The organism is Curtobacterium pusillum (genome assembly GCF_007680845.1).
GTDB lineage: Bacteria > Actinomycetota > Actinomycetes > Actinomycetales > Microbacteriaceae > Curtobacterium > Curtobacterium pusillum_B.
In genome coordinates, this window is sequence record NZ_VEIY01000001.1 from 906,680 (window position 1) to 923,788 (window position 17,109).

General features: G+C 71.0%; 17 protein-coding genes. 16 read left to right on the top strand and 1 reads right to left on the bottom strand.

The window, feature by feature from the left end; translation table 11 throughout:
• The first annotated feature begins 13 nt into the window (after positions 1-13).
• Together FS825_RS04280 and FS825_RS04285 are read left to right on the top strand one after the other, a co-directional pair.
• Positions 14-760 carry a 4-hydroxy-tetrahydrodipicolinate reductase gene (locus FS825_RS04280; RefSeq protein ID WP_260981004.1) on the top strand — a complete coding sequence of 249 codons (747 nt, stop codon included), beginning with the start codon at positions 14-16 and terminating at the stop codon, positions 758-760.
• 5 nt (positions 761-765) lie between these two features.
• Positions 766-1,224, top strand: coding sequence for a tetratricopeptide repeat protein (locus FS825_RS04285; protein WP_395885498.1), 459 nt, complete (start codon positions 766-768; stop codon positions 1,222-1,224).
• 56 nt (positions 1,225-1,280) lie between these two features.
• Here the strand turns inward: FS825_RS04285 and FS825_RS04290 are convergent, their stop codons facing one another.
• The gene (locus FS825_RS04290) at positions 1,281-2,201 is read right to left on the bottom strand and encodes a TIGR01777 family oxidoreductase (protein ID WP_144711132.1); all 921 of its coding nucleotides are present in this window, start codon (positions 2,199-2,201) and stop codon (positions 1,281-1,283) included.
• Between the two features lie 58 nt (positions 2,202-2,259).
• On the opposite strand from FS825_RS04290, the gene FS825_RS04295 reads away from it, so the two are divergent.
• The 14 genes from FS825_RS04295 (at position 2,260) to dapF (ending at position 16,990) form a co-directional block, all read left to right on the top strand.
• Positions 2,260-3,090 (top strand): thymidylate synthase, encoded by an 831-nt coding sequence (locus tag FS825_RS04295; RefSeq protein ID WP_186377064.1) that lies wholly within the window; start codon positions 2,260-2,262, stop codon positions 3,088-3,090.
• The gene (locus tag FS825_RS04300; RefSeq protein ID WP_144711134.1) at positions 3,090-3,599 is read left to right on the top strand and encodes a dihydrofolate reductase; all 510 of its coding nucleotides are present in this window, start codon (positions 3,090-3,092) and stop codon (positions 3,597-3,599) included. The genes FS825_RS04295 and FS825_RS04300 overlap by 1 nt, the downstream gene beginning before the upstream one ends.
• A gap of 63 nt (positions 3,600-3,662) precedes the next feature.
• On the top strand, positions 3,663-4,640 hold the full coding sequence (dapA, locus tag FS825_RS04305; protein WP_144711136.1) for a 4-hydroxy-tetrahydrodipicolinate synthase: 978 nt from the start codon (positions 3,663-3,665) through the stop codon (positions 4,638-4,640).
• Positions 4,641-4,687: 47 nt separating this feature from the next.
• Positions 4,688-6,364, top strand: coding sequence for a ribonuclease J (locus tag FS825_RS04310; RefSeq protein ID WP_144711138.1), 1,677 nt, complete (start codon positions 4,688-4,690; stop codon positions 6,362-6,364).
• 150 nt (positions 6,365-6,514) lie between these two features.
• The gene (locus FS825_RS04315) at positions 6,515-9,478 is read left to right on the top strand and encodes an FtsK/SpoIIIE family DNA translocase (RefSeq protein ID WP_144711140.1); all 2,964 of its coding nucleotides are present in this window, start codon (positions 6,515-6,517) and stop codon (positions 9,476-9,478) included.
• On the top strand, positions 9,475-10,128 hold the full coding sequence (pgsA, locus tag FS825_RS04320) for a CDP-diacylglycerol--glycerol-3-phosphate 3-phosphatidyltransferase (protein WP_144711142.1): 654 nt from the start codon (positions 9,475-9,477) through the stop codon (positions 10,126-10,128). The genes FS825_RS04315 and pgsA overlap by 4 nt, the downstream gene beginning before the upstream one ends.
• Entirely contained in the window at positions 10,101-10,613 is a 513-nt protein-coding gene (locus FS825_RS04325) for a CinA family protein (RefSeq protein WP_144711144.1), read from the top strand. Before pgsA ends, FS825_RS04325 begins: the two co-directional genes overlap by 28 nt.
• Positions 10,614-10,767: 154 nt before the next feature.
• Positions 10,768-11,076: a helix-turn-helix domain-containing protein gene (locus FS825_RS04330; RefSeq protein WP_144711146.1), complete on the top strand. Its 309-nt coding sequence runs from the start codon at positions 10,768-10,770 to the stop codon at positions 11,074-11,076.
• Between the two features lie 85 nt (positions 11,077-11,161).
• Positions 11,162-11,386 (top strand): DUF3046 domain-containing protein, encoded by a 225-nt coding sequence (locus FS825_RS04335; protein WP_144711148.1) that lies wholly within the window; start codon positions 11,162-11,164, stop codon positions 11,384-11,386.
• 272 nt (positions 11,387-11,658) lie between these two features.
• Entirely contained in the window at positions 11,659-12,726 is a 1,068-nt protein-coding gene (gene recA / locus FS825_RS04340; protein WP_144711150.1) for a recombinase RecA, read from the top strand.
• Positions 12,723-13,622, top strand: coding sequence for a regulatory protein RecX (locus FS825_RS04345; RefSeq protein WP_144711151.1), 900 nt, complete (start codon positions 12,723-12,725; stop codon positions 13,620-13,622). The genes recA and FS825_RS04345 overlap by 4 nt, the downstream gene beginning before the upstream one ends.
• Before the next feature lie 29 nt (positions 13,623-13,651).
• Positions 13,652-15,151 (top strand): tRNA (N6-isopentenyl adenosine(37)-C2)-methylthiotransferase MiaB, encoded by a 1,500-nt coding sequence (miaB, locus tag FS825_RS04350; protein ID WP_144711153.1) that lies wholly within the window; start codon positions 13,652-13,654, stop codon positions 15,149-15,151.
• Entirely contained in the window at positions 15,138-16,103 is a 966-nt protein-coding gene (gene miaA / locus FS825_RS04355; RefSeq protein WP_144711155.1) for a tRNA (adenosine(37)-N6)-dimethylallyltransferase MiaA, read from the top strand. The genes miaB and miaA overlap by 14 nt, the downstream gene beginning before the upstream one ends.
• The gene (gene dapF / locus FS825_RS04360) at positions 16,100-16,990 is read left to right on the top strand and encodes a diaminopimelate epimerase (protein WP_144711157.1); all 891 of its coding nucleotides are present in this window, start codon (positions 16,100-16,102) and stop codon (positions 16,988-16,990) included. The genes miaA and dapF overlap by 4 nt, the downstream gene beginning before the upstream one ends.
• Positions 16,991-17,109: the final 119 nt, after the last annotated feature.

Consider the following 17,109-nt stretch of genomic DNA (forward strand, 5'->3'; position numbering starts at 1 on the left):
TAGGATGGGGAGCATGGTCACTCCCGTCGCCGTCGTCGGCGCCACCGGTCGTCTCGGGGGCCTCGTGGCCGCCGTGGTCGAGGAACTCCCGGACTTCGAGCTCGTCGCCAGTCTGTCGTCGAAGGACGGCGCGCACGAAGCCGGTCCCGCGGTCTTCGGCGGCGCAGCCGTCGTGGTGGACGTGACGGTCCCGGCGCTGAGCCCCGCGATCGTCGACAACGCCCTCGCGAGCGGCGCGAACGTGCTCGTCGGCACCTCGGGATGGTCCGGCGGTCGTCTGGCGACCCTGCGCGCCGGGCTCGAGGACCGACCCGACCAGGGCGTGTTCGTGGTGCCGAACTTCTCGATCGGGTCGGTGCTCGGCACGCACCTCGCGACGATCGCGGCACCGTGGTTCCCCGCCGCCGAGATCGTCGAGACGCACCACGCCGGCAAGATCGACTCGCCGTCGGGCACGGCCGTCCGCACCGCCGAGCTCATCGCCGAGGCGCGGCGCGAGGTCGGCCCGGTCGACGCCCCGCACGTCGACCAGCGCGCCCGCGGGCAGCAGGTCGCGAGCGTCCCGATCCACTCGCTGCGGCTCCCCGGGGTCAAGGCCGTGCAGGACGTCGTGCTGAGCGGCCCCGGCGAGACCCTGACGATCCGGCACGACACGAACGACGACGTCGCGTACGTCGCGGGGATCCGGGCCGCCCTGAGCGCGGTCGGTTCGATGCGCGGCCTCACGGTCGGGCTCGGCAGCGTCCTCGGCATCGGCTGACCGCCGTGCGGCTCGCTCGATCGCTCCGGTCGCCGTTCTGGGGCGCCGCCCTCATGACGGTGCTCCTCGCGCTGTACATCGTGCTGGTCGGGCAGCGGGCGGTGGCGTTCATCGCGACCGGGATCCCGATCGGCATCGCGATCGGGGTGGCCCTGTTCGTCGTCGCGGCGATCGGCGCGCTGCTGCTCGTCCTCGAGTTCCGGTTCGGCCTCCGCATCACCCGGCTCGGAGCACGGCTCGAACGCGAGGGCGGCGCCCCCGAGGACGTCGTCCCGGTGCGCCCTTCCGGCCGCCCCACGCGCGAGGCCGCCGACGAGCTGTTCCCCACGTACAAGGCCGCGGTCGAGTCCGACCCCTCCGACTGGCGCGGGTGGTACCGCCTCGGCGTCGTCTACGACGCCGCCGGTGACCGCAAGCGCGCGCGGGCAGCGATGCGCGAAGCGCTCACCAGATCGCGCGTCTGAGGGACGGGAGGCGCGGTGCGGGCCCGCACCGCGCCTCCAGTCCGACGCCGGTCGCGTCAGAAAGCGGCGTCGACCGCGTCCTCGGCGCGCGTGTAGCGGAACGTGTAGCCGGACTCGAGGAGCTTCGTCGGGACCATCTGCTGGCTCGACAGGAGCATCTCGTCCGCCGCCTGCTGCAGGACGAGTCGGAGCGCGAACTCCGGGATCCGGAACAGGTAGGGCCGGTGCAGGTCCTCGGCGACGCGCCTCGTGATCCGGTCGGCCACGGCGGGCTCCGGTCCGGCGAGGTTCACCGGGCCGCTGATCCCCGCGGCGTCGGGGCTCGTCGCGAGGTGCACGATGGCGCCGACCTCGTCGTCGAGGGCGATCCACGGCCAGTGCTGCCCACCGGTGCCCAGCCGACCGCCGAGTCCGGCCTTCGTCAGCGGGACGAGCGGGGCGAGGGCGCCGCCACCCGTGCCGACGACGATCCCGGTGCGGAGCGTGACGACGCGGACGCCGTCCGGGGCAGCGTTCGCGGCCGCTTCCCACGCGGTGCAGACCTCGGCGAGGAAGCCCGTGCCGGCGTCGGCGTCGTCCGGGAGGACGTCGGCCGGGCGGTCGCCGTACACGCCGGACGCCGAGCCGGACAGGAACAGGGCGGGCGGGATGGTGGCGTGTCGCATCGCCTCCACGAGGGTCTCGGTGGCGCTCACCCGGGAGCGGAGGATCTCCTGCTTGTAGGTCTCGGTCCACGGGAGCTTGCCGATGTTCGCACCCGCGAGGTTGATCACGACGTCGGCGCCGTCGAGGATCGCGGGGTCGAGCTTCCGGCTGCTCGGCGACCAGCGGAACTCGGTCGCCGTGTGCGGTTCGCTCCGGACGAGGGTGGTGACGTGGTGCCCGGCGTCGCGCAGGGCGCGGACGAGGGGCGTGCCGATGAAGCCGGACGCGCCGGCCACCAGGATCGAGAGCGGCTGTTCCGCCAGTTGGGCCATGCTCCCCACGCTACTCATCGGCCTGTGGATGTCGCTGGCGCGTCGTAGGCTCGTGGTCGTGACCGACAGCGAGACCGTGCAGCCCGACCCGACCGTCGCGACCCCCTACGAAGACCTGCTCCGGCGCGTCCTCGACGAAGGCGCTCCGAAGGGCGACCGCACCGGCACCGGGACCCGCAGCATCTTCGGCGCGCAGCTGCGGTACGACCTGTCCGAGGGCTTCCCGCTCGTCACCACCAAGCGCGTGCACTTCAAGTCCGTCGCCTACGAACTCCTCTGGTTCCTCCGCGGCGACGGCAACGCCACCTGGTTGCAGGAGCACGGCGTCCGGATCTGGAACGAGTGGGCGAAGGACGACGGCGACCTCGGCCCCGTGTACGGCGTGCAGTGGCGCTCGTGGCCGACCCCGACCGGCGAGCACATCGACCAGATCGCCCAGGTGATCGAGCAGATCCGGACCAACCCGGACTCGCGCCGGCTGATCGTCTCGGCGTGGAACGTCGCCGACGTGCCGGACATGGCACTCGCGCCGTGCCACGCGTTCTTCCAGTTCTACGTGCGGGACGGCAAGCTGTCGTGCCAGCTCTACCAGCGGAGCGCGGACATGTTCCTCGGCGTCCCGTTCAACATCGCCTCGTACGCCCTGCTCACCCACATGATCGCGGCGCAGACCGGGCTCGGTGTCGGCGACTTCGTGTGGACCGGCGGCGACTGCCACATCTACGACAACCACGTCGAGCAGGTCGAGGAACAGCTGTCCCGCACGGCGTACGCGCTGCCCACGCTCGAGCTCGCGCCGCGGGACTCGATCGACGACTACGAGTACGAGGACTTCACCGTCGTCGGGTACCACCACCACCCGTCGATCAAGGCCGCGGTCGCCGTCTGATGGGGGACTGGTCCGAGCCGGTGGGGGGCGTCGGCCTCGTCTGGGCGCGGTCGACCGCGGGCGTGATCGGCGCCGACGGCGGGATCCCGTGGCACGTCCCGGAGGACCTCGCGCACTTCCGGCAGGTCACCGGGTCTGCGACCGTGGTGATGGGCCGTCGGACGTGGGAGTCCCTGCCGGAGCGCTTCCGGCCACTGCCCGGGCGGCGGAACGTGGTGCTCACCCGCGACGACTCCTGGTCCGCCGACGGTGCCGAGGTGGTGCACGACCTCGCGACGGCGCTCGACACCGACGAGCCGGTGTGGGTGATCGGCGGCGGTGCGGTGTACGCCGATGCCGTGCCGTTCGCGGACCGGGTGTCCGAGACCGTCGTCGACGTGGACGTCCCGGGGGACACTGTGGCGCCGACGCTCGGTGACGACTGGGAGCTCGCGGACGACGGGCCGTGGCAGGAGTCGCGCGTCGACGGCACGCGCTTCCGCTTCCTCGAGTGGCGCCGCCGGTCGTGACGGGCGTGCCGACCGTCCGGGCGGACGCCCGCACCGCCGCGCATCCCCGGTACGCTGGTGCCCGTGTCCACGCGTGAGAATCCCTTCGGTCAGGTCCTCGTCGCCCTCGTGACCCCGTTCACGGCCGACGGCGAGGTCGACTGGCCCGGTGTCGAGCAGCACATCGACGACTGCATCACCGCCGGTGCGGACGGCATCGTCGTGACCGGGACCACCGGCGAGACGTCGACCCTCACCGACCCGGAGAAGCTCCGGCTGGTCGAGGTCGGCAAGTCCGTGGCCGCTGGTCGCGCGAAGATCATCACCGGTGGCGGCTCGAACGAGACCGCCCACGCGATCCACCTCTACAAGCAGAGCGAGAAGGCCGGCGCGGACGGCGTGATGATCGTCACGCCGTACTACAACAAGCCGACCCAGTCGGGTGTGCTCACGCACTTCCGGATGATCGCCGACGCCACCGACCTGCCGGTCATCCTGTACGACATCCCGGGCCGCACGGGCATCCCGATCACGTACGAGACGATCGTGCGGGCGTCGCACCACCCGAACATCCTCGCCGTGAAGGACGCCAAGGGCGACTTCGCCGAGGTGTCCCGGGTCCTCAACAACACCGACCTCATGTACTTCTCCGGGGACGACACGAACGTGCTCCCGCACCTGTCGATCGGCGCGACCGGGCTCATCGGCGTCACCGCGAACATCACGAGCACGCCGTACCGCACCATCGTCGACGCGGTGAACCGGGGCGACCTCGCCACGGCGACCGCCGAGCACAAGCGCGTCGAGCCCCTCGTCCGCGCCGTGATGACCCACGTACCCGGCACCGTCGCGGCGAAGTACGTGCTGCACGGGCTCGGCCGCATCGGCAGCCCCCGCGTCCGTCTGCCGCTCGTCGGCCCCGAGGACTCCGAGGCGTACGCCATCGAGACCTCGCTCGAAGCGGTCCGGGACATCCCCGGCGCCGACTTCTCGAACTTCCGCCCCGACCGCAATGCTGCGGCCGGTGGCGCTCTGCCGAAGGTGCCAGGCACCACACGTTAGGAAGACCGCGGCGCGCGGGAAGCGCTCCGCACGACAGTCAGGACCGAATGCCCACCCAGATCTCCGAACCACAGCCGCTCGAAGCCGGCACCCTCCGCGTCGTCCCCGTCGGGGGACTCGGCGAGATCGGTCGCAACATGACCGTCTACGAGTACGAGGGCAAGCTGCTCGTCGTCGACGCCGGCGTGCTCTTCCCCGAGGAGCACCAGCCCGGCGTCGACCTGATCCTGCCCGACTTCGCGCCGATCCGGGACCGCCTCGACGACGTCCTCGGGGTCGTGCTCACCCACGGCCACGAAGACCACATCGGTGCCGTCCCGTACCTGCTCAAGCTCCGCGCGGACATCCCGCTGATCGGCTCCACGCTGACGCTGGCCCTCGTCGAGGCGAAGCTCAAGGAACACCGGATCAAGCCCTACACGCTCGTCGTGGCCGAGGACCAGACCGAGCAGCTCGGCCCGTTCCACCTCGAGTTCGTGGCCGTGAACCACTCCATCCCGGACGCCCTCGCCGTCGCGATCACGACCCCCGCCGGTCGTGTCCTGCACACGGGCGACTTCAAGATGGACCAGCTCCCGCTCGACGACCGCATCACCGACCTCCGTGCCTTCGCCCGGCTCGGCGAGCAGGGCGTCGACCTGTTCCTGCCGGACTCGACGAACGCCGACGTGCCCGGGTTCACCGCGCCCGAGCGCGACATCGGCCCGGTGCTCGAGAACATCATCACGCGCGCCCGCAAGAAGGTCGTCGTCGCGAGCTTCTCGTCGCACGTGCACCGCGTGCAGCAGGTCCTCGACGCCGCCGCCGCAGCGGACCGCAAGGTCGCGTTCATGGGCCGCTCGATGATCCGCAACATGACGATCGCCGCCGAGCTCGGCTACCTCCGCGTGCCGGAGAACGTCCTCATCGACACGAAGAAGGCGAAGAACGTCCCCGACGACCAGATCGTCTACATGTCGACCGGGTCGCAGGGTGAGCCGATGGCCGTCCTCGCCCGCATGGCGAACCTCGAGCACCAGATCGAGATCGGCGAGGGCGACACCGTCATCCTCGCGTCGTCGCTCATCCCCGGCAACGAGAACGCCGTCTACCGCGTGATCGACGGGCTGACGAAGCTCGGCGCGAAGGTCGTGCACAAGGGCAACGCGAAGGTGCACGTCTCCGGGCACGCGTCCGCCGGCGAGCTCCTCTACTGCTACAACATCCTCCGGCCGCGGAACGTCCTGCCGGTCCACGGCGAGCACCGCCACCTGTACGCGAGCGCCGACCTGGCGATCCAGACGGGTGTCCCGCCGCGCAACGTGATCCTCGGGCAGGACGGCATCGTCGTCGACCTGAAGGACGGCGTCGCGACGGTCGCCGGGCAGCTCGACATCGGCTACGTGTACGTCGACGGCTCGACCGTCGGGGAGATCACCGACGCCGACCTCAAGGACCGCCGGGTCCTCGCCGAGGAGGGCTTCATCTCGGTCTTCTGCGCCGTGGACTTCACGACCGGGCAGTGCGTCGTCGGCCCGGAGATCCAGTCGCGCGGCTTCGCCGAGGACGAGTCCGTCTTCGACGACGTCCGTCCGCAGATCGCCAAGGCGCTCTCCGAAGCGGCTGCGAACGGCACGCGGGACGCGCACGCGTTCCAGCAGGTCGTCCGCCGGACCGTGGGGCGGTGGGTGAACACGAAGCACCGCCGTCGGCCGATGATCGTCCCGGTGGTCATCGAGGCGTAGCGCGCCGCGCCCAGCCTGACGGGAGGCCCGGTGCACGTTCCTGACGGACGTGCACCGGGCCTCCAGTCGCGTTCCGGGCCCGTGGCGCGTCCGTCACGGACGCGGCGGGGCTCCCTTGGTTTGTCCTGGGAGGGGATTAGGGTTCTGGCCATGGCCGGAGGCACCAAGTCGACCACGCGCTCGCGCGCGTCCTCGTCGTCCCGTGGAAGCGGGACGCGCGGTCCGTCGCGCACCCAGGCCACGACGAAGAAGCTCCCGCAGGCAGCGCCGACGCCGGTGTTCCGCGAGCAGAGCCCGTTCGTGACCTTCTGGCTCGCGATGGCGCACGGTGTCGGGGCGATGTTCCGCCTGCTCGGCAAGGAGACCCTCGAGAAGGACCAGCGGCGCGACGGTTTCCCGTTCCTGCTGTTCGTCCTCGCGATCGCCGGTGCCGTCGTCGAGTGGCTCAACCCGACGAACGCGGTCTCCGTCGCGCTCGACGCGTACACGTTCGGCGGCCTGTTCGGTCGGCTGGCGTTCGCGCTCCCGGTGATCATGGTCGTCTTCGCCGGATGGTTGTTCCGGCACCCGGCCTCCGTGCACGACAACACCCGGATCGGGATCGGCCTCGGGCTGCTGCTCGTGTCGATCGCCTCGCTCTGCCACGTCTTCGGCGGCCGACCGAGCGCCGCCGACGGCATGCCGGCGCTGGCCGCTGCGGGCGGCGTGATCGGCTGGGTCGTCATCGGCTGGCTCGTCACGATCGCCACCGCGTGGGTGGCCGTGCCGGTCGCGATCGTCCTGCTCGTGCTCTCGCTCTTCATCATCACGAAGACGCCGCCGAACAAGCTCGGACGTCGGCTGCACGAGCTGTACGCCTACCTGTTCGGTGCGCCGGCCCCCGCGGCCGAGGTCGACCCCGACGTCGACGAGCCCGCGGCGCCGCGGGCGAAGCCCTCGAAGCGCACGAAGAAGGGCGACACCGACTTCCAGCTGTTCGACGACCTCGGCTTCGCGGACGACCGGGCGGCCTCCGCCGACGGCGACGACGAAGCGGACGGTGGCACGATCCCGTGGTGGCGTCGGAACAAGTCGGGTCGTGAAGAGGACCCGGCGTACGACACCCCCGTCATCAGCGGTGCGACCGCAGCCGTGCCGTCCGGCGGACCGAACGCGGGTGCCGCGGCGGGACTCATCGACCACACGCCGGCCGAGCCGGCGTCGGTCAACCTCAACGACTCCGTCGAACACGACCTCGAGGTCGCCGAGCAGGCGCTCCGCGACTTCGGGACGGACGTGCCGGACCGTTCCGCCGTGCCGGAGGCGATCCGTCCGGACGCGGGCGTGTCCCCGGTGGTCTCCCCGTCCCTCCCGGTCGATGAGGTCGTTGCGGACGACGTGACCGACGGGGCGGCCGCGGCCGACGGTCTGCCGTCCACGACGGAGTCCGACGAGGACCCGTCCGCGCCCTACCGGCTGCCCGCCGCCACCACGCTGAGCGCCGGCACGCCCTCGGTCGCGCGCAGCCAGGCGAACGACGACATCGTCGCGGCGATCACCGGTGTCCTCACCGAGTTCAAGGTGGACGCGAAGGTCACCGGGTTCTCCCGCGGCCCGACGGTCACCCGGTACGAGATCGAGCTCGGCCCGGGCGTGAAGGTCGAGCGCGTCACGGCGCTCTCGAAGAACCTGTCCTACGCCGTCGCCTCGAACGAGGTCCGCATCCTCTCGCCGATCCCCGGCAAGAGCGCGATCGGCGTCGAGATCCCGAACACCGACCGCGAGACCGTGTCGCTCGGCGACGTCCTCCGGTCGAACGCGGCCCGGAAGTCGAAGCACCCGATGACGATCGGCGTCGGCAAGGACGTCGAGGGCGGCTTCGTCGTGGCGAACCTCGCGAAGATGCCGCACCTGCTCGTCGCCGGCTCCACCGGGTCCGGCAAGTCGGTGTTCATCAACTCGATGATCACCTCGCTCCTCATGCGGGCGAAGCCGTCCGAGGTCCGCATGGTCCTCGTCGACCCGAAGCGGGTCGAGCTGTCGATCTACGCCGGCGTCCCGCACCTCATCACGCCCATCATCACGAACCCGAAGAAGGCGGCCGAAGCGCTGCAGTGGGTCGTGAAGGAGATGGACATGCGGTACGACGACCTCGCGTCGTTCGGGTTCCGGCACGTCGACGACTTCAACAAGGCGATCGAGAACAACGAGATCATCCTGCCGGCGGGCAGCGAGCGGAAGCTCAAGCCGTACCCGTACCTGCTCGTCGTCGTCGACGAGCTCGCGGACCTCATGCTCGTCGCCCCGCGTGACGTCGAGGAGTCGATCGTCCGCATCACCCAGCTCGCCCGAGCGGCCGGCATCCACCTTGTCCTCGCCACGCAGCGGCCGTCGGTGGACGTCATCACCGGCCTCATCAAGGCGAACGTGCCGTCGCGGATCGCCTTCGCGGTGACGAGCGTCACGGACTCCCGGGTCATCCTCGACCAGCCGGGTGCCGACAAGCTCATCGGGCAGGGCGACGCGCTCTTCCTGCCGATGGGGTCGTCGAAGTCCCTCCGCGTGCAGGGTGCCTGGGTGCAGGAGAGCGAGGTGGCGGAGGTCGTCCAGCACGTCACCCGTCAGGCCCGCCCGGAGTACCGCCAGGACGTCCAGGCCGTGGTCGAGCGCAAGGAGATCGACGCCGACATCGGCGACGACCTCGAACTGCTGCTCGCCGCCGTCGAACAGGTGGTCTCCACGCAGTTCGGATCGACCTCGATGCTCCAGCGCAAGCTGCGCGTCGGCTTCGCCAAGGCCGGCCGGCTCATGGACCTCATGGAGTCACGCGACATCGTCGGGCCGTCCGAGGGGTCGAAGGCGCGTGACGTGCTCGTCACGACGGACCAGCTGCCCGCGGTGCTCGCGAAGCTGCGCGGCGAGGAGCCGCCCGCGGCCGCCGGGTCGGGCGCGCCGGGCGGTCCCAGCCTGCCGAGCGGCCCCGGTGCCTCCGGCGCCGCCGCAGTGCCGGCGTCCGCGGCGTCCGACGACGACGACCGCTACGGGGCCGACCCGGTCGGGGACATGACGCGCGGGTACGATGAAGCCGATGACGAGCCCGATGAGGACGCGTGGGGACTGACGGGCAGGGAGTGAGTGCGATGACCGCCTCGGACAGCACGGACACCGCACACGGAGCACGGTTCCCGTGGCGTGGGCGCCTCCTCCGCAAGGGTCCGGGGCCGGCGTCGACCGGCAACGTGGCGAACATCATCACGGTCGTGCGCATCCTCATGGCGCCGCTGTTCTTCGTCCTGCTGCTGGCGGACGCGGGACACGACGGCCCGTTGCGGATCTGGGCGGCGATCGTGTTCGTGGTCGCGATCGTGACGGACAGCGCGGACGGCATCATCGCCCGACGGCAGAACCTCGTCACCGACTTCGGCAAGCTCGTCGACCCCATCGCCGACAAGGTGCTCATCGGCGGCGCGCTCGTGGCGCTGTCGATCCTCGCCGAGCTGCCCTGGTACGTGACCGTGCTCATCATGGTCCGTGAGATCGGCATCACGGTGTTCCGCTTCGCGGTGCTCTCGGACCGGGTCATCCCGGCCAGTCGCGGCGGCAAGATCAAGACGGTGCTCCAGGCACTCGCGCTCACCGCTGCCCTGTTCCCCTGGTGGAACCTCGTCGGGGACTGGGCGCACTGGGTCAACGGGATCCTCATGACCGCGGCGTTCCTGGCGACGATCCTCAGCGGGATCGACTACCTCTGGCAGGCATGGAAGCACAACCGCAGCGCAGCGTGACCGGCGCGTCGGAGCTGGTCGCCGCGCTCACCGCCAGGGGCGAGACCGTCGCGGTCGCCGAGTCGCTCACCGGCGGACTCGTGGTCGCGACGCTCGTCGGGGTGCCGGGAGCCAGTGCCGTGGTCCGCGGCGGGGTTGTGGCGTACGCGACGCCGATCAAGCACGAGCTGCTCGGGGTGTCCGCCGACCTGCTGGCGTCGAACGGGGCCGTCGACCCGGAGGTCGCGCGACAGATGGCATCCGGGGTGCGGCGGGCCCTCGCGGTCGACGGAGACCCCGCGACCTGGGGGATCAGCACCACCGGGGTCGCCGGCCCGGACCCGCAGGACGGGCAGCCGGTCGGCACCGTGTTCGTCGGGATCGCCGACGCCGACGGGGCCACCGCGTACGAGTTGCACCTCGACGGCGACCGGGATGCAATCCGCTGGGCGACCGTCTCCGAACTCCTGGCACGGATGTCGTCCACGGTCCGGGCACGGGAATAGCTCCCGTTTCCACTGGGTTACATCTCACGCAATCTCCAGCGGTACAGCAGCCGGCCTCGCTAGCATGCTGCAACCGGCAACGGTAACGTTGCTCAACCCGAACTCGTCCAACCGGATCGAGCGGGCGCGGAGACGACAGGAAGGAGGAGTTCTCATGGTTCTCGTTCGTCAGGAAATCGGCGATGTTCTGCGGGACTTCCGCTTGCAGAAGGGCCGGACCCTCCGTCAGGTCGCGTCCAAGGCCAGCGTCGCGCTCGGGTACCTCAGTGAGGTCGAGCGTGGGCAGAAGGAAGCCAGCTCGGAGATCCTCGCGTCCGTCGCGGACGCGCTCGACACCCCGATCTCGACCATCATGCGTGAGGTCGGTGACCGTCTCGCGGTCGTCGAAGGCCTCACCGCTGTCCCGGACACCCTCCCGGACGACCTCGTCGCCGAGTTCGACAACGACCTCGCGGTGCGCTGACACCGCCGCTCCACGAACGCCCCCGCCGGTCCGCCGGCGGGGGCGTTCGTCGTTGCGAGACCGTCGTCGTGGTTACGCTGGGACGATGCGGGTGAGTGAGTTCTGGCGTGCCGTCGACCAGGTCTTCGGCGAGGCGTACGGCGCGGTCGTCACGCGTGACGTCGTGCTCGAGGAGCTCGGCGGGCGGTCGGCGTTCGACGCCCTCGCCGCCGGGATCGACGCGCGCCGGGTGTGGGACGCGCTCTGCGACTCCCAGGACGTCCCGCTCGACAAGCGGCACGGCAAGGGCCTGGCGGAACCGCGGGACTGAGCGCCACCGCGCGCCCCGATCCGAACACGTGTTCGGCGTGTTGCTCGAACGCGTGTTCGATCGGTGGTACTTTCCTCCACATCGGAGCTGTCCGATGGGTTCGTCCACAGATCGCGTGGCCGCAGGCAGGGATGTCGGTGGCCCGTTCTAGGTTCGGAGTCAACGGGAAACAGCCCGGAGCCTTGTGGCAGAAACACCGGCCTTGCACCATCGGCGGGAGTGGACGCGACAGCCTACAGGCGGCCGACATCGAGCACCAAGGAGCACCCCTCATGCCATCACCCGCAGACCGCGAGAAGGCCCTCGAGACCGCACTCGCCCAGATCGACCGGCAGTTCGGCAAGGGTGCGATCATGCGCCTCGGTTCGGACGAACGAGCCCCGGTCAACGTCATCCAGACCGGTTCGGTCGCGCTCGACGTCGCGCTCGGGATCGGCGGACTCCCGCGCGGCCGCATCGTCGAGATCTACGGCCCGGAGTCCTCCGGCAAGACGACCCTCACGATCCACGCCATCGCCAACGCGCAGCGCGCTGGTGGCATCGCGGCCTTCATCGACGCCGAGCACGCGCTCGACCCCGAGTACGCGAAGAAGCTCGGTGTCGACATCGACGCGCTCCTGGTCTCCCAGCCGGACACCGCCGAGCAGGCGCTCGAGATCGCGGACATGCTCGTCCGGTCCGGCTCGATCGACCTCATCGTGATCGACTCGGTGGCCGCGCTCGTGCCCCGCGCCGAGATCGAGGGCGAGATGGGTGACTCGCACGTGGGTCTCCAGGCCCGCCTCATGTCGCAGGCGCTCCGGAAGCTCGCCGGTGGGCTCAACCAAACCCAGACCACGATGATCTTCATCAACCAGCTGCGCGAGAAGATCGGCGTGTTCTTCGGTTCGCCGGAGACGACCTCGGGTGGTAAGGCGCTGAAGTTCTACGCGTCCGTCCGACTCGACATCCGCCGCATCGAGACGCTCAAGAGCGGCACCGACGCCGTGGGCAACCGCACGCGCGTCAAGGTCGTCAAGAACAAGATGGCCCCGCCCTTCAAGCAGGCCGAGTTCGACATCCTCTACGGCGTGGGCATCTCGCGCGAAGGATCGCTGCTCGACTTCGGTGTCGACCACGGCATCGTCAAGAAGTCCGGCGCCTGGTACACCTACGACGGCGACCAGCTCGGTCAGGGCAAGGAGAACTCGCGTTCGTTCCTGATCCAGAACCCCGAGATCGCGGCTGAGATCGAGGGCAAGATCCTCGCGAAGCTCGGCGTCGGCGGGACGAAGGCCGACGCGGCGGATGCGCCGGTCGACTCGATCGCGCCGAAGCTCGCGGAGCGCAAGGGCGCGTGACGAGCGACCACGACGGCGAGGGCCTCGCACCGGTCACGGACCTGTTCGGTGCGCGGTCCCGTCGTCGCGCCGGGGCCTCGCCCGCGCGTGAGCCCGAGCCGGACGCCGGTCCCGGTCCGGAGATCGGCGCAGGCACAGGCACAGGCGCCGGCACCGGCGCAGCCGCGGACGCGGACGCACCGGTCCCACTGCCGATCGCCGGTGCGCGAGCGCAGGCCGACTGGCTCTCGCCGGTGGTCGGCGACGGCACCGGGGCGAGCATCCGCGCCGAGCAGGACGCCTACGACGACGACTCGACCGCCGACGCGTCCACCGCGTCGGTGTTCGCGATCCACTCCGGCGACGAGATCGACCCCGCGGACGCTCCGCGACCGGTCGAGGAACAGCGCGCCGACGCCGAACGGTTGAGCATGCGCGCCCTCGGTCGCCGGGGTGTGAGCGAGTCCGAACTCCGGACGATGCTCGGGAAGAACGACCTCGACCCCGACGTCGTCGAGCACGAGATCGACCGGCTCACCCGCGTCGGGCTCCTCGACGACGTGGCGCTCGCGACCGACCTCGTCGATCGCCTGCACGACCGCAAGAGTCTCGGTCGTCAGGGCGTGGTGGCCGAGCTGCGTCGCCGCGGGATAGACCAGACCGCGATCGACGCCGCCCTCGACGCGGCAGCCGACGACGATGACGACGAGTTCCTCCGCGCCGTCGAGCTCGCCCAGAAGCGTGCGGGGCAGCTCCGCGGGCTCGACCGGGCCACGGCCGAACGGCGGCTGTCGGGCTTCCTGATGCGCAAGGGCTACAACGGCGGCATCGTCCGGATCGCGGTGGAGCGTGCGCTCGACGGCGGGCGACCGCCGCGCGGGCCGGGCGGCTCGCGCGGTTCCGTGCGCTTCGAGTGACGTCCCTGCCGTTTTAGACTGGGACGACCATGGCCACCGTCGAAGCGCGCCCCCGCACCTACGAAGTCCGCACCTACGGGTGCCAGATGAACGTGCACGACTCCGAGCGGCTCAGCGGTTCGCTGCAGGCGGCCGGCTACGTCGCTGCCGACGGTACCGAAGCCGACGTCGTCGTCATCAACACGTGCGCCGTGCGCGAGAACGCGGACAACCGGCTGTACGGCAACCTCGGGCAGCTCGCGGGCATCAAGCGCGAGCACCCCGGCATGCAGATCGCCGTCGGCGGGTGCCTGGCGCAGAAGGACAAGAACGTCATCCTCGAGAAGGCGCCGTGGGTCGACGTGGTGTTCGGGACGCACAACATGGGGTCGCTGCCCACCCTGCTCGAACGGGCACGGCACAACGACGAGGCGCAGATCGAGATCCTCGAAGCGCTCGACGTCTTCCCGTCCACCCTCCCGACCAAGCGCGACTCGACCCACAGCGGCTGGGTGTCGATCTCCGTCGGGTGCAACAACACCTGCACGTTCTGCATCGTCCCGTCGCTCCGCGGCAAGGAGAAGGACCGCCGCCCCGGTGACGTCCTCGCCGAGATCCAGGCACTCGTCGACGACGGCGCGATCGAGGTCACGCTGCTCGGGCAGAACGTCAACTCCTACGGCGTGGAGTTCGGCGACCGCCAGGCCTTCGGCAAGCTGCTGCGCGCCGCCGGACAGATCGACGGTCTCGAGCGCGTGCGCTTCACGAGCCCGCACCCCGCAGCGTTCACCGACGACGTCATCGACGCCATGGCCGAGACGCCGAACGTCATGCCCCAGCTGCACATGCCGCTGCAGTCCGGGTCCGACCGGGTCCTCAAGGCGATGCGCCGCAGCTACCGGAGCGAGCGCTTCCTCGGCATCCTCGACCGGGTGCGCGCGAAGATCCCGCACGCGGCGATCTCCACGGACATCATCGTCGGGTTCCCCGGCGAGACCGACGCCGACTTCGAGGACACCCTGCGCGTGGTCGAACAGTCCCGCTTCGCGTCGGCGTTCACCTTCCAGTACTCGATCCGTCCCGGCACGCCGGCGGCGACGATGGACGAACAGCTCCCGAAGCACGTCGTGCAGGAACGCTACGAGCGGCTCGTCGCGCTGCAGGAGCGGATCACCGCGGAAGAGAACGCGAAGCAGGTGGGCCGCAGCGTCGAGGTGCTCGTCGCGACCGGCGAAGGTCGGAAGGACGACTCGACCCGGCGGCTGTCCGGCCGTGCCGAGGACTCCCGGCTCGTGCACTTCGCCGTGCCCGACGGCTCCGCCGTGCCGCGCACCGGCGACGTCGTCACGGTCGAGGTGACCCGCTCGGCGCCGCACTTCCTCATCGCCGACAACGACGGCCCGCTCCGCATCCGTCGGACCCGCGCAGGAGACGCCTGGGACCGCGCGCAGGCGGAGAGCTGCGGTGTCCCGACCCCGAGTGCGGCTGCGCCGGCCGAGGGGCCGCGACCGGTGTCGCTCGGGCTGCCGACCCTCCGTGTCGGTCGCTGACCCCGCGGGCGTCCCGAGCGCCGGGAACGCCGACACCGACCTGATCGCGGTCGTCGGTGCCACCGGCACGGGCAAGTCCGACCTCGGGATCGCGATCGCCGAACGGCTGCGCCGGTCCGGCCATGACGCCGAGATCGTCAACTCTGACGCGATGCAGCTCTACCGGGGCATGGACATCGGCACAGCGAAGCTCAGCGTCGACGAGCGCCGTGGCGTCCCGCACCACCAGCTCGACGTCCTCGACGTCACCGACGAGGCCAGCGTCGCCGCGTACCAGCGGGACGCCCGAGCCGACATCGAGGCGATCCACGATCGTGGTGGCGTCGCCGTGCTCGTCGGTGGCAGCGGGTTGTACGTGTCCGCCGTCCTGTTCGACCTGGCGTTCCCCGGCACCGATCCCGAACTGCGTGCCCGGCTCGAACGCGAGCACGAGGAGCTCGGTCCCGGCATCCTGCTCGAGCGGCTCCGATCGCTCGACCCGGCCGCGGCCGTGACCATCGACGCACGCAACCCGCGGCGGTTGATCCGGGCACTCGAGATCGCGAGCCGATCCGAGGTCGTCACCCCGAGCCTCCCGTCCGCGCCCCGCGCGTGGCGACCCGCTCGGATCCTGCACCTGCACCGGGAACGCGCAGCACTCGTCGCCGGCCTGCACGAGCGGGCCGCGCGCATGTTCGACGCGGGGCTGGTGGACGAGGTCCGCGCGCTCCGCGAACAGGGACTCGAGCAGGGGAAGACCGCACGCGCAGCGATCGGCTACTCGCAGGCGCTCGAGGTCCTCCGTGGCGAGGCGACCGTCGAGCAGGCCGTCGAGGCCACGGCGATCGCGACGCGCAAGTACGCGCGTCGTCAGGTGTCCTGGTTCCGCCGGTACGGCGACGCCGAACTCGTCGACGTGACCGGGGCCGACCGGGAAGCGCTGACGGAGGCTGCCCGTAGAATCGTCCCGTGACCGAGCTGCACTTCACCAAGGGCCAGGGGACCGGCAACGACTTCGTCCTGTTCGCCGACCCCGACGCCACGGTCGACCTGACCCCCGACCGCATCCGCGCGATCGCCGACCGGCGGTTCGGTGTCGGCGGCGACGGGGTGATCCGCGCCGTGCGCTCGGAGGCGCTGCCGGAAGGGCGTCCGCTCGTCGCCGTCGAGCCCGCAGCGACGTGGTTCATGGACTACCACAACGCCGACGGCACCATCGCCGAGATGTGCGGCAACGGCATCCGCGTGTTCGCCCGGTACCTCACCGAGTCCGGGCTGGTCGACCTCGCACCGGGGGAGACACTGACGGTGGGCAGCCGCAAGGGGCTCGTCGACATCCAGCGCACGACGAACGGGTTCTCGGCCGACCTCGGTCGTTGGGGCCTCGGCATCGAGGGTGGCGGGGCGTCCGACGTGCTCGTGCGCGCCAAGAACCTCGACAACGCACGGCCCGGCCTCGGGATCGACGTCGGGAACCCCCACGTCGTGGTCGCCCTCGCGACCGAGGACGAACTCGCCGAGGTCGACCTCACCTACGTGCCCGTCCTCGACCCCGCGCCCGCCAACGGCGCGAACGTCGAGTTCGTCCTGCCCGGCGACCCGCTGGTGCAGGACGGCGTCGGTCAGATCACGATGCGCGTGCACGAGCGTGGCAGCGGCGAGACGCTGTCGTGCGGGACGGGCGCGGTGGCCGCTGCGCTCGCGACCCGGTACTGGGCGGGCAACGGTGCGCCGGACACCTGGCGGGTGCGAGTGCCGGGCGGGGTCGTCACGGTGCGGATCTTCGCGGCGGAGGACGGCGAGCACGTCGCGCTGTCCGGTCCGGCGGAGCTCGTGTTCTCGGGGGACCTCACGGTCTGACGGGGCGCGGCTCCGGCCTGGAGGCGCGGTGCGGCCCGGGCGGCGGCGCGGCGGGCCGGTGGGCGCGTGCGTCGCGCGCGGGGCGCGTGCGCCGGGGCGTCGGGCGCGGCGGCGGTGCC

Bases quoted from the DNA above. Each gene is read 5' to 3' on its own strand.
- FS825_RS04280 (WP_260981004.1), top strand. From the start codon at position 14: ATGGTCACTCCCGTCGCCGTCGTCGGCGCCACCGGTCGTCTCGGGGGC.
- FS825_RS04290 (WP_144711132.1), bottom strand. From the start codon at position 2,201: ATGGCCCAACTGGCGGAACAGCCGCTCTCGATCCTGGTGGCCGGCGCG.
- FS825_RS04300 (WP_144711134.1), top strand. From the start codon at position 3,090: ATGGGGGACTGGTCCGAGCCGGTGGGGGGCGTCGGCCTCGTCTGGGCG.
- FS825_RS04310 (WP_144711138.1), top strand. From the start codon at position 4,688: ATGCCCACCCAGATCTCCGAACCACAGCCGCTCGAAGCCGGCACCCTC.
- FS825_RS04315 (WP_144711140.1), top strand. From the start codon at position 6,515: ATGGCCGGAGGCACCAAGTCGACCACGCGCTCGCGCGCGTCCTCGTCG.
- FS825_RS04325 (WP_144711144.1), top strand. From the start codon at position 10,101: ATGGAAGCACAACCGCAGCGCAGCGTGACCGGCGCGTCGGAGCTGGTC.
- FS825_RS04330 (WP_144711146.1), top strand. From the start codon at position 10,768: ATGGTTCTCGTTCGTCAGGAAATCGGCGATGTTCTGCGGGACTTCCGC.
- FS825_RS04335 (WP_144711148.1), top strand. From the start codon at position 11,162: ATGCGGGTGAGTGAGTTCTGGCGTGCCGTCGACCAGGTCTTCGGCGAG.
- recA (WP_144711150.1), top strand. From the start codon at position 11,659: ATGCCATCACCCGCAGACCGCGAGAAGGCCCTCGAGACCGCACTCGCC.
- miaB (WP_144711153.1), top strand. From the start codon at position 13,652: ATGGCCACCGTCGAAGCGCGCCCCCGCACCTACGAAGTCCGCACCTAC.